The sequence below is a fragment of the Alkalihalobacillus sp. AL-G genome, assembly GCF_030643805.1.
GTDB lineage: Bacteria > Bacillota > Bacilli > Bacillales > Fictibacillaceae > Pseudalkalibacillus.
In genome coordinates this window covers 3625542-3640013 of record NZ_CP094656.1, presented here as the reverse complement: position 1 = coordinate 3640013, position 14472 = coordinate 3625542, and the positions used below count along the sequence as shown (strand labels likewise).

The window sequence follows — 14472 nt, the reverse complement described above, 5'->3', positions numbered from 1 at the left end:
TTCAAACTCGTAAAAACTTTATTGTGTTGTGAGGTGAGTGACGTGCAATTTCCACAAATTCGAATGCAATCAAAGCCAGCCTTGATCGGGATGAAGACAACTGAAGGCAAACAAACGATCGAACAGCCACGGGCTGAGCAGACGATCAGACAACCAGAAGCGAAGATGACGACCAATTCGACAGCTGGAAAATTGAATATCGACCAAACACAGGCTTGGAATGACATGAACCTCAAAAATGCGAGAGAGAGCATTGAAGAATTTGCAAGGCGAGGACGAGAGGAATTGCTCGCTGGAATTGCACGCCGTGCCCACCAAGGTGATCAAATGATGAAAATCGAAAATAGCGGCAATCCGATCATCAGCCAGGCAGTTGAAAATATGGGTGGGGGAATGCTTGAATGGAACATCGGTTGGATTCCTTCCGTTGGCAGCGTTAAAATAAACTATCAGCCGGGAGACATCAACATCCAGTGGCAGATTAATAAACCTATTATAGAGGCAACTCCGAAAAAAGCACATTCGGAATATGAACGCGGCAGCCTTGAAACCTTTCTACGACAACGAAACTCGCTCACGATCGATTTTGTAACCTAACTAAACAAAAGTGGTGATCACATATGAAAATTGAAACGAAATACCATGGAACCATTGATTTAAGAGACAACGATATAATTACGATTGACCAGGGGCTCCCAGGCTTTGCAGGTGAAAGGAAATTCGCAATATTGCCGTTCGGAGAGGACTCCCTGTTTAATATCTTACAATCTGTTGAAACATCAGACCTCGCGTTTGTAATCACGACTCCGTTTTTATTTTTCAAAGACTATGAATTTAACATCCCTAATCCGATTCGTAGGCAGTTAAAAATTGAAAAAGAACAAAACGTGTTGACGTATGTCATCTTGACGGTTCAGGATCCATTTGAGAAAACAACAGCAAACTTAAAAGCGCCTTTAATCATTAATGCCGAGGCTAATCTAGGAAAACAGCTCGTTTTAAATGATGACGCATATGAGACAAAGCACTTGCTGATTCAACAACAGCCTTTAACCTCTACAAAGGGGGAAAAATAAATGCTTGTCTTAACGCGGAAGCCGAACCAATCCATCCAAATCGGGGAAGATATAGAGATTATGGTACTAGGGATTGATGGTGACCAAATCAAGCTTGGAATCAATGCCCCGAAAGAAATCGATATACATAGAAAAGAAGTATACCTGTCAATCCAAGACGAAAATAATAATGCCGCCTCGACAAGTTCAGACCTTCTTCAGAAGTTATTGAAGGATATGAGAGATAACAAATAAATGCAAAAAATTTAACCCAGCTTGGTAATTCAAACTGGGTTAGCGTTTTGTTTATCTTTATATTGAGCCTTATATTTTATAACCCTATTATCATTAAGAAGAGATTCAATGAATTTTTCTGAAGAGGTTACGAGTCTTTGGATTTCTTCTACCATCATGATTCGATCGTCATTTGTAGTTTGATTGTCGTCTAATTTATACAAAAATAAATTACGAATACGTTGCACAATTGAAGACATTCGTTGTGTAATGATATCCTCGAAAATTGTGTGATTCCTTAATGTGGAAAAGATTTTCGAGACTTTTTTAATATCTGTAATTGAAACAGCCTTAGGGTTCAATCGTGAAAGGCTTTTATTTGCATCGTGCAATGTTTCCGAAAACTCTTCCAATTCATCAATGATTTTCAATCCCTCGTTAATCCCTGCCTCAGATGCTTGAGCTGCCTTTAGATCGAGGGCAATATCTTTTATACCTAGTTCATCACTAATGTTAATAGAATTAGGTTCTACGAAGGTAGTGCCTTTAATGTATGCCCCATTCCTAGATGTGTTATAAATCGTCATTTCGTTTTGATCAATATGGTTGATCAGAAATTCAAAACTCTCTAAAAATGAGTAAAGGGAATAGCTTGTATCCACCATGCCCCCATTATTGCTTTTTACAGTAATATCAGCATTCACTTTTTTACTTGCATCTGTTTCATTAACGCCCTGGGCATAATATTTTCCGTTTATATAGGCAAGGTCTTGGCCTACTAAATAAATTTTGCTGAATCCCAGAAATTGCATTATTTGAAGGGTGAAAACGGCTACTGAGGGTACTGGTGGAAAAGAATATTTATCTTTAATGACTCTTCTTGTAATGTCATCAAGTGTAAGTTGGGCATAAATAATAGGTCCTTCATGATGCTTCAATATATTTGAGTTAATCACACTACCCGCAATCAAAGGGCCTTTATAGTTACTTTCCTTAAAGTGAGTGTCATAATTGATATCTCCTGAGTCAAAGCTTGTAACAAAATCAGGAATAATGCCATTGTTCGTTAATCCGTTTACAGCAGATCCAGCTGCGAATATATATGCTGAATTCTGGGCTTCCTTAAGGAAGGTCATATTCTCTTTTAGTGATGGGCCAGAAGCAGCCAGTATAGCACTTTTTCCTCTATATTTATCTTTAAGCTCTTTGATAGAGTGTGCTCCCATCGTATATTGTAGATTCAATAATGGCTCTAGGATCCAATCTTTTCGAAATCTTCTCTCGGTATTATTATTGATTGTTACTAATTTAATTCCTTGATTGAGTTTGTTAATAATCTCTTTTAGATGACCCGTTTTTGTTTTTTCATAATGAGGATGAATAATGATTTCAGTATCAGTGCTATTGAACTTTTCTATGAAAGTCATAAAATCGAGCATAAACCAATTTTTATAATACTCGAATGTGACATTTCGGCTGGTTTTAACTAAATCAATAAATTCAGAATCTGCAAGAACTTGTTCAAATGGTTCAATGATATATAAGTGAATATAGGATCTCGTGTTCTTAATTATGTTTTTAATCAGGGTAGAATTGCCTATTCCGATAAATATGTACACTTTTCGGTTATTCTTATCTAATTTTTTGATGAATCGGTTCGCTTCTAATGAGGGTGAATACAAGGAATTCAACGGAACCTTTTTGGTTGAATCTTTATAGGAGTACACGATTTCCCCTGTGTCCGCTGTTTGTGTAACGATTTCATAGTCCATTAGGAACGATCCTCTCTTGAAATTTTGTTTTCATTTCCCCTAATAATGGAGTAAATGAAAATTCTAACAGATCTAGAAGATAATCTACGTTACCATCTTCAACTTGTTTTAAAGCTTTCTGTGAGGCGTTCTCCAGGTTATAATCAATCGAAATGTCAATATTAAAATGTGAAACCAATTTATCTAAATAAACCAATGATTCCATGGCGTTAACAAAACCATTGATAATCATATCTTGATCAGAGTTATGTAATACTTCGATCTGAGGCTCTATATTATCGATGTATTCAATAGCCTCTAAGAGTGTTTCTTGTTCAATGATTAATGTACTCTTAACTTTGAAAGTGCTCGTCTCTTCATCATTAATCCTTGAGGTAATCGTTGAATCCGGAAGTGGTATTCCCTCAGCATCAACTATAATCAATTTATTATCGGTTAGATGCTGCTGGACAGTTTGAAGGTTCTTTTCTAGAGACGGAAGTTTTTTAAATGAATATGTACCTAAATGTATCACAAGTTTTTCCTCCAATCATAGAGATAGAAAGCAAAGATAGCCAATAAAAATTGGCTATCTTTATTATACAATATATTCGATTAAGCTTAATTAGTCTTAACGAAGTAGTTGAAGAACGCCTTGAGGCTGTTGGTTAGCTTGCGCAAGCATAGCTTGGGCAGCTTGTGTAAGGATGTTGTTCTTCGTGAATGACATCATTTCCTTCGCCATATCAACGTCACGGATACGAGATTCCGCAGCAGTCAAGTTTTCAGCTGAAGTTCCAAGGTTATTGATTGTATGCTCTAAACGGTTCTGGATAGCACCTAGGCTAGAACGTTCAGAGGATACTGACGCAATTGCTGAATCAATTGTTGCAATCGCAGCGTTTGCACCTGATTGAGAGGAGATAGAAAGTCCTGAAACTCCTAATCCTCCAGCTGTCATTGTATTGATAGAAATGTTCAACGTTTGACCAGTATTTGCACCGATTTGAATTACTTTACTAGAAAATGAACCATCAAGTAATTTTTGTGTGTTGAACTCAGTATCTGAACCGATTCGAGTAATTTCTGCTGTAAGAGATGCAACTTCCTTTTGAAGTTCTGCACGATCATCTGCCGTATTTGTATCGTTGGCAGATTGTACTGCAAGTTCACGCATACGTTGAAGGATGCTGTGTGTTTCGTTAAGGGCACCTTCAGATGTCTGGATAAGTGAGATTCCGTCCTGAGCATTACGAGTTGCTTGCTCAAGTCCACGAATTTGTCCTCGCATTTTTTCGGAGATTGCTAATCCGGCTGCGTCATCTCCAGCACGGTTAATTCTTAGTCCAGAAGACAGCTTTTCTAATGATTCGGAAGACGCGGCATTGTTCGTTGTTAATTGACGATACGTATTAAGTGCTGCAATGTTGTGATTAATTCTCATTTTTAAATTACCTCCATGTTATGTTTTTTAGAAACACGTCCGTATGTTTCTAATGTTCTTTCTTAGTGAGTTCCTCTCTGACGATTGGAACATTCTTTGGTGCATCGATCTTTAGACGTAACATACTATCCTCTGTCTTAATGACAGTGATCTTTATGTTTCCGTCGATGATGATAGATTCCCCGGGTTTTCTGCCTATCACTAGAGCCATTAAACCATCCTCCTTGATGATTCAAATTTTATATCGGCTAAAATAACAAATGTTTTATACCTTTGATTTAAAAAATAAAAAAATAAAACACTGTTTTGTTTATGAAGACACCAAAAAAGCATTAAGCTATTAGGACGTTAGTCAGTTCGACGTTATCACAGGATATGGTGAATTCAGTCGAACTTCCTATATATGTAGAAAATAAATTATTAAGGCGGCTTTTGGAAAAGTCCGTCTTTTTTTGTCTTTTCATTTAAAACATTTTCGGTTCAACCGATAAAAGGTATAGACAATTTAAAGTGTAGGAGGAGCAGGTATGAATGTAGGAAAGGTTGGATCTTCATCATCAGTATCTGTTGTTGAGAGTAGAAAGGTTGAATCTTCAAAAGTCGAAGTTCTCCAAGGTAATAAGAATCTTGAACAGAATGCAGAAAAACCAGTTACGAAGGAAGAACTGCTCAACAAGGTGAAGACATTAAATGAATTCCTGATACCTATGAATACATCCTTGAATTATAAGCTCCATGAGAAGTTAAATCGGTATTATGTACAAATTGTTGATGACCAGACGAAGGAAGTCATTCGAGAAATTCCAAATAAAAAGTTTTTAGATATGTATGCGGCGATGGCAGAATTGATCGGGATTGTTGTAGACGAAAAGATATAGAGGTGATTGGAATGGAAATGCGAATTGGTGGACTTGCGAGCGGGATGGATATTGATAAACTTGTCAGTGACCTGATGAAAGCAGAACGTATTCCGCTTGATAAAATGGAACAAGAAATGCAACGTTTAGTTTGGAAACGTGATGATTATCGTGAAATGAATATGCTGCTCCGGGATCTTGATAATTCAATCTTTGATGGAATCTTCCGTCAAAGCACGTATTTAACGAAATCGGTAACCAGCTCCAATGAAGCTGCTGTAACCGCGACCGCTGGCAGTACCGCAACGAATACGACAACAACAATCAATGTAACACAGCTTGCAAAGGCTGCAATGTACAATTCAGAAACAGCAGTAACCGATAATAATGGTAATGCAGTTGATGGAGATACGAATCTAGACCAGGTCACGTTTAGTGGCGGTCAAGCGTTTACGACTGGTTTTAACCTGAAATTAAGCGTCATAAAACCAGGGGAGTCACAAGCGAGTGATATCACAATCGCGGTTGATCCTACAACAGATTCCATTAAAGACGTGATGTCGAAAATCAATTCCCACACGGATCTCGGGGTATCAGCGTTCTACGATTCTGAAACGAACAAAGTCGTATTGACCATGAAGGATACCGGAAGCGGTGCAAAGCTTTCGATTACAAATGATGGGACTGCAGATGCGACCACTACAGCTGATTTTTTCAGTGCACTTGGTTTTTCAAACGCGTCGGCAGGTTATGAGTTAGGAGATACAAACCTGAGCGGCACTATAGATGGAACGGATGGAGCAATCAAAACAGCCGGTCTCGATGCTCAGTTTGAATACAACGGATTCGCCACGAGCCGTAAGACGAACACGTTTGAGATCAATGATGTTTCGTATACGTTAAATGGGATAGGTTCGGCAAACATTTCTGTTACTCAGGATTCAGACACGATTTTGGATTCAATCGTGCAATTTGTGGATAAATATAATGAAACAATTGATAAGGTTAATGGTGAGCTAAGTGAAGAGCGCTATCGTGACTTCCCTCCTTTAACAGATAAACAGCGTGAAGATCTGAGTGATAATGAAATCGAACTGTGGGAAGAAAAAGCAATGAGCGGAATGCTGAGAAGTGATCCGATTCTTTCCGGTGGCTTGAATTCAATGCGTATGGATCTTTATTCACCAGTCAATAGTACGACCGTTTCTCCTGATTTCAACCAGTTAGCGGAAATCGGCATTGAAACTTCAAGTAATTATAAAGACCGCGGGAAGCTTATAATCAATGAAAGTAAGCTAAGGGAAGCAATTGAGGCAGATCCTGATGCAGTATATGAATTGTTCATGAGTGATGGAACAACAGACGCGGAAAAAGGAATTGCGCGTCGGCTGCGGGATTCCATTTCTGAAACGATGGGTAAAATTGAAGCGAAAGCAGGCAACTCTTTAGAAACAAACGAACAATTTACGATGGGTCGAAACATTGAGGAAATTGAGGACGAAATTTACACTTTTGAGCGGCGTCTAACTGACATTGAAGATCGCTATTGGCGACAATTCACCGCAATGGAAAAAGCGATTAACCGTATGAACCAGCAATCAATGTATTTAATGAAACAATTCGGCGGTTAAAGGAATGCCGCAACTACTTTACAGGGAGTTGTTTAAACGAAGATGTCTCTAAACAATCCATACAAAGCGTATCAACAAAATAGTGTAGGAACAGCCTCGCCTGGTGAACTAACTCTAATGCTCTATAACGGTTGTTTGAAATTTTTAAAACAAGCGAAAACGGCAATTCAGGATAACAAGACCGAAGATAAGAACACTAACCTGATCAAGGCGCAAAAAATCATCCAAGAATTGATGGTCACATTGAATACCGAAGTAGCCGTTGGAGAACAGATGCTGCAAATGTATGATTACATGAACCGTCGCCTAGTAGAAGCAAATATAAAAAGTGATATTTCGATTATTGAAGAGGTCGAGGGGTTAACCATTGAGTTTCGCGATACATGGAAACAGGTAATCCAAATGAACCGAAAAGCAAACTATGGAGCAGGTGGCCAGGCCTAATGAGTTCCGTGCAAGCATTGTTAAAGCAAACGGAGGAACTTTATGACCATGTGAAAAATGGTTTGCCGGATGAGTCGCCTGATGAGTATCTAGAAGAGCTGGGTCGGCACTTAGAAACACGTCAAAAGCTTATCGAACAGCTCACAGGTGACTACTCTAAAGACGAAATGGAAATAGGTCAGCAACTCGTGCAAATCAATGAGTCGATCCAACCATATTTGGATCAACAAATGACCCGGATCAAGACACAGGTCCAACAAATTAAGATGAAAAAAACAAACAATACCAAATACTCTAATCCATATCAATCTGCAAGGGCGGACGGTATGTTCTTGGATAAAAGGAAATAGAAGATAATATTTCATCTTTATATATTATATCAACAGACTGACTCGTTTATATTGCTGAGTTGGTCTTTTTTGTGTGGTTGCAAATTTTTCTTATTAAGGTTTAACAAGCCTTTGTTTCATTATTATCGTATTTCATTATTTTAATGACTAGATAATTGAATTTTAAAAAAATGGACGAAAATACGTATAAAAAATCGATGATGTGCAAAAATGAAAAATGTAACACGTGTGCACACCTTGGTTTTTCCAATTGAAATGGACCAAACGTTATGCAAGCTGAATTAGATTTTTGGCTGTTCGTTAAGATCAAAGGCTATTGTTGATTGACCACTTGACTGGACCAAATCGACCAAATAAATGGGTTGAAAATACGGTAAAAAGGGTGGATAAAGTAGTAAGGAAAGAGCACTGATTTTATCGAAAAATGTCAGTAATTACGGCTTTATGACTATTCATATTCATATTGTTGACTCTCAAGGTTGTACCGTTGTATACTTTTATTGTGGATTTTTCCACATGATTTTTTTAATACGAAAGGAATGTGAATTACATGCAAGGAAAAGTAAAATGGTTTAACGCAGAGAAGGGCTTCGGTTTCATCGAAGTTGACGGACAAGACGACGTATTCGTACACTACTCTGCAATCAGCTCTGAAGGCTTCAAGACTCTTGAAGAAGGCCAAGACGTGGAGTTTGAAGTAGTTGAAGGAAATCGCGGACCTCAAGCTGCGAACGTAACAAAGCTTTAATTCACATTCCTTTTTGAGGGTTTGAATTAAAAGCAATCCCCCCGCTTCTTATACCGAGGAGCGGGATTTGTTTTTTTACAAGGCTAAATGTTTTTCGGTACCTGGAATTCCTTGATCGAAGGTAGAAATCAATCTGGTAATAACGTCCTCCCCAACACACTTCAAGCATTGTCGAATCCTTTAAGTAACATGTCTAATCAGGGACATGGAATCGTTCTTTCTCCCCTTATAATTCCATACTTAGCGTGCTCTCGACCTAAAAAACTGAATCTTAAAAATATTGTCGCAATTTTTACGAGAATTTTACGTTTATGAAGGAATTGTTAAGGGGTATAGAGAAATATATATAAACACCGAAAGGAGGAGTTTTGCATGAATTTTAATATTCGTGGAGAGAACATTGAGGTGACTTCTGCTTTAAGAAGTTACGCAGAAAAGAAAGTGAAAAAGCTAGAGCGTTATTTTGATGGAACTCCGAATTCAGATGTTTATATCAACCTAAAGGTGTACAATAATGAGCAGCTAGTCGAGGTTACGATTCCGATGCCGGGCTTATTGCTTCGAGCGGAAGAAACGCATGACGACATGTATGCTGCCATTGATTTGGTCGTTGAAAAATTAGAGCGACAAATCCGTAAGTATAAAACGAAAGTAAACCGCAAGTTCCGGCAGGGTGGTGCAATAAAATTCGCGTTTGCAAATGGGAATGGAAGTGCTGCACCTACAACGACGACTGTTTTAGAGGAAGAGGAAGAAGATGAGGATGATTTCCAGGTTGTCCGTCAAAAGCGTTTTGATCTAAAACCAATGGACACCCAGGAAGCGATTCTCCAGATGGATATGCTCGGTCATAATTTCTTCGTCTTTTCACATGCTGATTCAGGTGCAACGAACGTCGTGTACAAACGAAAAGATGGTAAATACGGACTGATCGCTCCTGATATCGAATAGAAAAAGTATAAAAATAAGGGATTGGCTCTTAATTAATCTGTACCCTGTAGAGTAGACACATTAAAAAAGGTCTACTCTGCAGGGTCTTTTTGTGTACAATTAGAGTGAAAAATGGGATGGGAGAACACACATGAGTAAAAAATGCTTCACAAAAAAAGAGATCGAACTATTATCAAAAAATCCTTATGTTAAGTCCGTTACTTCAAAGGCCATCATCTATACTGATGAATTCAAGCAGCTGTTTATTGTTCAAAAGGAACGTGGGAAATTCTCTAGAGAGATTTTTGAAGAGTACGGGTTTGATACAGAGATTATTGGAACTAGACGTATTAAATGTTCTGCTGAAAGGTGGGGGAAAGCCTATCGTAAAAATGGAGCACTGGGACTTCAGGATGCAAGAAGAGGACAATCAGGAAGACCAAGGAAAAGAGAACTTTCCAATGAAGAAAAATATGCAAGGTTAGAGGCGGAAAATAATTTATTGAAAGCAGAGAACGAATTGCTAAAAAAGATAAAGTTCGCCGAAAGGGGGCTAAAGAAAAAGAACTGATCTTATCAGCTGATCAGAAGTTCGTCCTCATTCGATACGTCATTGAGAAATATAAGTTAAAAAACATGATCACTTACCTTTGTAAATCTGCAGGCGTATCTCGTCAAGGCTACTATAACTATTTTTCAGCGAAACAAGTAAAGCGAAGAAGGGAAAAAGAGAAAAAGGATGAAGTTGTCCGGGATGTTATTCTCAAAGCCTTTCACTTTAAGAACCGTAAAAAAGGAGCCCGCCAAATTAAAATGATACTGGCAGGTCAATTTAATATTGTCTATAACCTTAAAAGAATCGGGAGAGTCATGAACAAGTATGGCATTGTATGTCCTATCCGGAGAGCGAATCCTTACAAGCGTATTATGAAAGCCACCCAGGAGCACAAAGTCGTTTCGAACCAGCTTAACAGAGAGTTCAAACAGGAAGTACCTTATAAGGTGCTGCTTACAGACATCACATATCTCTACTTCGGGAAAGGGGAAAGGGCTTATTTATCAACCATTATAGATGCCTCTACCAATGAAGTATTGGCCCATAATGTTTCGGATCGAATTACGCTCGACATCGCTATGGACACGCTTAAGAAGTTAAAGAAGAATAGGAAGGTTAAACTGGCTAAAGGAGCCTACATCCATTCTGATCAAGGGAGTCATTATACCAGCCCTGTATATCAAAAGTTGGTGAAGAAACATCGACTGGGCCAGTCCATGTCCAGAAGGGGGAATTGTTGGGACAACGCCCCACAGGAATCCTTTTTTGGTCATTTCAAAGATTTAGCTGAAATAAAATCCTGTAAAACACTGAAAGATCTTAAACGGGAAGTAAAAACTGCCATTAAATACTACAACTCCTATAGATACCAATGGAATATGAAAAAGATGACCCCCGTTCAATACAGAGATCATCTTCTTAACGCAGCCTAGCCTTTTTTAAAATTGTCCTTTACAAGGGGTACAGATTAAATCGGAGCCAGTCCCTTTTACAATTTCACCAGGAATTTTGTTAAGTCTCTTTAAGCATTTTGTACATTTGATATGCGTATGTTAATAGATAACCTTGCCATAGGGTACAGAGCAGTATGATTATAAATCTGTCGAACTTAAATGCGAAAAATGTGATCGGAGTCCACAACAGGCAGGCCACAAAGAATGGTAAAGAAGATTCGAACTTTTTGCCTAAATAAAAAAGTATAATCGTCAAAATGAGGAGTGAAACAAAAATAAAAATATAATAGTAAATAATAAATAGCATCGGTAACCTCCAAATTCCGGAAATATATTATAATTTTTTCAGCAAACGTTATAAATAGCAATTAACAGTTCAACTTCAGTACATATTTTTACGCACCGCTACGAAGGACATCGACTCTATAGTAAAAAAATCATTCGGAAGCTTTGAACATTTTATACTTAGCGTATGTATGGATGAGCAGGTAAATCTGTACAAGAATACTGGCTATGAAAAAAAGTATACTTCCATCTTCCAAGCAAAAAACGTTATTGGCATATAAATTAAGCTAGCAACAAAGAATGGTGAGGTGGATTTGAATTTTTCCCCTAAGTATAAAAGTAAAATGGTCATCATAATGCTTAAAACAGCCGTGAAGATATAAAAGAAACCGAAGATCACGATTAACCTCCTATTTTTATTTGCATTCATAATACCATAAATTTTTCACCATAAAGCTGTACATATCCTATAATTGTGAGCTGACCTTAAACTGTATTTTTGCTCCATTGTATAATGATCCCCTTATGAAGAGAGGATTGCACTTCACATAAACCGCACGAATTCTTGTCCTTACCCGTTCAAACTGTTAAAATAAAACATGGACTAATTTTATACAATAGGGTAGGTTGTAACCATTCAGCTTGATGCAGGTTCTGCGTCTAACCCAATTTAAGAAGAATTTTCAAAACTATCTGTTTATAAATAGAGGTGCATAACTAAATGATTGGTATGATTAAAAAGATTTTCCCAACTGGTAACGATCGTCAAATTGGTCGTCTTCAAAAGTATGCGGACGAGGTGGAAGCGCTCGGGCCAGAATTGGAAAAGCTTTCACATGAACAGCTTCGTGCGAAAACAGATGAATTCAGATCCCGTCTTAAGAACGGGGAGACACTAGATGATATTCTAATTGAAGCATTTGCTGTTGTTCGTGAGGCAGCAACCCGAGTACGTGGAGAACGACCATATCCTGTTCAGATCATGGGTGCGGTTTCCTTGCATGAAGGAAATATTTCTGAAATGAAAACCGGTGAAGGTAAAACGCTCGTTGCGACAATGCCGGTCTATTTGAATGCGCTCGAAGGTAAGGGTGTTCATCTCGTAACGGTCAACGAATACCTTGCAGCTCGTGACGCTGAGCAGATGGGCGAAATTTATAAGTATCTTGGACTGACGGTTGGCTTGAACGTAACCGGCATGTCGAAAGAGGAGAAGAAGGAAGCCTACGCTGCCGATATCACGTACGCGACGAATAACGAGCTTGGTTTCGACTATCTCCGTGACAACATGGTTTTATATAAGGAAGAAATGGTTCAGCGGCCGCTTAATTATGCGATCGTCGATGAGGTTGACTCGATTTTAATTGACGAAGCCCGTACACCGCTCATCATCTCCGGAAGCTCGGCAAAATCGACGGAACTGTACCGAATCGCGAATCAATTCATTCATCAAGTGAAAAAAGAAGAAGATTACACCTTTGATATAAAAACGAAAAACGTTCAGCTGACTGAAGAAGGTATGTCTAAGGCTGAAAAGTTTTTTAACGTAGAAAACCTGTTTGATATTTCGAATGTGTCAATTAACCATCACATTAATCAGGCGTTAAAAGCACACGTTGCTATGCATCGGGATACAGATTACGTCGTTCAGGAAGGCGAAGTCGTCATTGTTGACCCGTTTACCGGGCGTTTGATGGCAGGTCGTCGTTATAGCGATGGGTTGCACCAGGCGATTGAAGCGAAAGAGGGTCTCGACATTCAGCGAGAGTCGATGACACTTGCGACCATCACGTTCCAGAACTACTTCCGTATGTACAACAAGCTGTCAGGTATGACAGGTACAGCGAAAACGGAAGAAGAAGAATTCCGCAACATTTATAATATGAACGTTATCGTGATTCCGACGAATAAGCCGATTGCGCGTGAAGATCGTGCTGATTTGATTTATAAAACAACGGAGGGTAAATTCCGTGCCGTTGTGAATGAAATCGCGGATCGCCACCAAAAAGGTCAGCCTGTGTTGGTCGGTACGGTTGCGGTTGAAACGTCTGAGCTTATTGCAAAGCATCTAAAGAAAAAAGGCGTCCCGCATAACGTATTGAACGCGAAAAACCATGGTCGTGAAGCTCAGATCATTGAGGATGCTGGTCAAAAGGGCGCGGTTACGATTGCGACAAACATGGCCGGTCGTGGTACGGACATCAAGCTTGGCAATGGTGTCATCGAAGCTGGCGGACTTCACATTCTCGGTACAGAGCGTCACGAATCACGCCGTATCGATAATCAGCTCCGTGGTCGTGCGGGTCGTCAAGGGGATCCAGGTTCGTCTCAATTTTTCATCTCAATGGAAGACGAATTGATGCGTCGTTTCGGCTCGGACAACATGATGAATATGATGGAGCGCCTCGGGATGGAAGAGGATCAGCCACTTGAAAGCAAAATCGTCACCAAAGCGGTTGAATCTGCGCAAAAACGTGTTGAGGGTCATAACTTTGATGCTCGTAAGCAATTGCTTCAGTATGATGATGTGATGCGTCAACAGCGTGAAATCATCTATGCCCAGCGTGCGGAAGTTTTAGATTCGGAAAACCTGCGTGAAATCGTAGACGCAATGATCAAATCGACTGTTGAACGAATCGTTGAAGCCCATACTCCAGAGGAAGAGGTTCATGAGGATTGGGACATGAAGGCGATCATCGATTACGGAAATGCAACATTCTTAAGCGAAGGCTCGGTTACGGAAAAAGATCTTCGCGGTAAAGAGCGGGAAGAGATTATTGAACACCTGCTGGATATTGTGAAAGCAGAGTACGATAAGAAGGAAGCAGAAATCGAACCAGAGCGTATGCGTGAATTTGAAAAAGTAATCGTGTTGCGTTCGGTCGACCGGAAGTGGATGGATCACATCGATGCGATGGATCAGCTCCGTCAAGGAATTCACTTGCGCGCTTACGGTCAAAACGATCCGCTTCGTGAGTATCAGTTCGAAGGCTTCCAAATGTTCGAGACGATGGTAGAATCGATCGAAGAGGAAGTTTCAACCTATATCATGAAGGCGCAGGTCGAGAAAAACCTTCAGCGTGAGAAGGTTGCGGAAGGAAAAGCAGTTGATCCGAAAGCACAGGAACAGAAAAAGAAAAAGCCTGTTCGCAAGAGCTCGAACATCGGACGAAACGAACCTTGTCCATGTGGAAGCGGGAAGAAGTATAAACAGTGCCACGGTGCATAACTATA

Annotated in this window: 15 protein-coding genes; 11 read left to right on the top strand and 4 right to left on the bottom strand. The window is 39.4% G+C overall.

Annotation, left to right across the window (positions count from 1 at the left end):
- The first annotated feature begins 42 nt into the window (after window positions 1-42).
- Genes MOJ78_RS18560 through csrA form a run of 3 tightly spaced genes read left to right on the top strand, consistent with a single transcriptional unit; the run spans window position 43 to window position 1310 of the window.
- Window positions 43-597: a DUF6470 family protein gene (locus MOJ78_RS18560; protein WP_304978806.1), complete on the top strand. Its 555-nt coding sequence runs from the start codon at window positions 43-45 to the stop codon at window positions 595-597.
- Window positions 598-620: 23 nt separating this feature from the next.
- Window positions 621-1076, top strand: coding sequence for a flagellar assembly protein FliW (gene fliW, locus MOJ78_RS18555; RefSeq protein WP_304978805.1), 456 nt, complete (start codon window positions 621-623; stop codon window positions 1074-1076).
- On the top strand, window positions 1077-1310 hold the full coding sequence (csrA, locus tag MOJ78_RS18550; protein ID WP_304978804.1) for a carbon storage regulator CsrA: 234 nt from the start codon (window positions 1077-1079) through the stop codon (window positions 1308-1310).
- Between the two features lie 29 nt (window positions 1311-1339).
- On the opposite strand, the gene MOJ78_RS18545 is transcribed toward csrA, so the two are convergent.
- The 4 genes from MOJ78_RS18545 to MOJ78_RS18530 all read right to left on the bottom strand — a co-directional run bounded on the left by MOJ78_RS18545 (window position 1340) and on the right by MOJ78_RS18530 (window position 4695).
- Complete coding sequence (locus MOJ78_RS18545; RefSeq protein ID WP_304978803.1) at window positions 1340-3016, bottom strand: motility associated factor glycosyltransferase family protein; 1677 nt, start codon at window positions 3014-3016, stop codon at window positions 1340-1342.
- A 34-nt stretch (window positions 3017-3050) separates the two neighbouring features.
- Window positions 3051-3575: a hypothetical protein gene (locus MOJ78_RS18540; RefSeq protein WP_304978802.1), complete on the bottom strand. Its 525-nt coding sequence runs from the start codon at window positions 3573-3575 to the stop codon at window positions 3051-3053.
- 96 nt (window positions 3576-3671) lie between these two features.
- Window positions 3672-4484 carry a flagellin N-terminal helical domain-containing protein gene (locus tag MOJ78_RS18535; protein ID WP_304978801.1) on the bottom strand — a complete coding sequence of 271 codons (813 nt, stop codon included), beginning with the start codon at window positions 4482-4484 and terminating at the stop codon, window positions 3672-3674.
- Window positions 4485-4533: 49 nt separating this feature from the next.
- Window positions 4534-4695, bottom strand: coding sequence for a carbon storage regulator (locus tag MOJ78_RS18530; protein WP_304978800.1), 162 nt, complete (start codon window positions 4693-4695; stop codon window positions 4534-4536).
- A gap of 316 nt (window positions 4696-5011) precedes the next feature.
- On the opposite strand from MOJ78_RS18530, the gene flaG reads away from it, so the two are divergent.
- The 8 genes from flaG (at window position 5012) to secA (ending at window position 14467) form a co-directional block, all read left to right on the top strand.
- On the top strand, window positions 5012-5362 hold the full coding sequence (flaG, locus tag MOJ78_RS18525; RefSeq protein WP_304978799.1) for a flagellar protein FlaG: 351 nt from the start codon (window positions 5012-5014) through the stop codon (window positions 5360-5362).
- A gap of 17 nt (window positions 5363-5379) precedes the next feature.
- Window positions 5380-6972 (top strand): flagellar hook-associated protein 2, encoded by a 1593-nt coding sequence (locus MOJ78_RS18520; RefSeq protein WP_370529826.1) that lies wholly within the window; start codon window positions 5380-5382, stop codon window positions 6970-6972.
- 42 nt (window positions 6973-7014) lie between these two features.
- Complete coding sequence (fliS, locus tag MOJ78_RS18515) at window positions 7015-7416, top strand: flagellar export chaperone FliS (protein WP_304978798.1); 402 nt, start codon at window positions 7015-7017, stop codon at window positions 7414-7416.
- The gene (locus MOJ78_RS18510) at window positions 7416-7766 is read left to right on the top strand and encodes a flagellar protein FliT (protein WP_304978797.1); all 351 of its coding nucleotides are present in this window, start codon (window positions 7416-7418) and stop codon (window positions 7764-7766) included. Before fliS ends, MOJ78_RS18510 begins: the two co-directional genes overlap by 1 nt.
- 550 nt (window positions 7767-8316) lie before the next feature.
- Window positions 8317-8514, top strand: coding sequence for a cold shock domain-containing protein (locus MOJ78_RS18505; protein ID WP_257350280.1), 198 nt, complete (start codon window positions 8317-8319; stop codon window positions 8512-8514).
- Window positions 8515-8886: 372 nt separating this feature from the next.
- Window positions 8887-9465, top strand: a complete 579-nt coding sequence (gene hpf, locus MOJ78_RS18500; protein ID WP_304978796.1) for a ribosome hibernation-promoting factor, HPF/YfiA family — start codon at window positions 8887-8889, stop codon at window positions 9463-9465.
- A 130-nt stretch (window positions 9466-9595) separates the two neighbouring features.
- Window positions 9596-10932 (top strand): IS3 family transposase gene (locus MOJ78_RS18495; RefSeq protein ID WP_370529741.1). Its coding sequence is split into 2 segments (ribosomal slippage): window positions 9596-10007 and window positions 10007-10932, totalling 1338 coding nucleotides; the frame shifts between segments, so codons are not numbered across the junction.
- A gap of 1027 nt (window positions 10933-11959) precedes the next feature.
- Window positions 11960-14467 carry a preprotein translocase subunit SecA gene (gene secA / locus MOJ78_RS18490; RefSeq protein WP_304978794.1) on the top strand — a complete coding sequence of 836 codons (2508 nt, stop codon included), beginning with the start codon at window positions 11960-11962 and terminating at the stop codon, window positions 14465-14467.
- Window positions 14468-14472 lie beyond the last annotated feature (5 nt).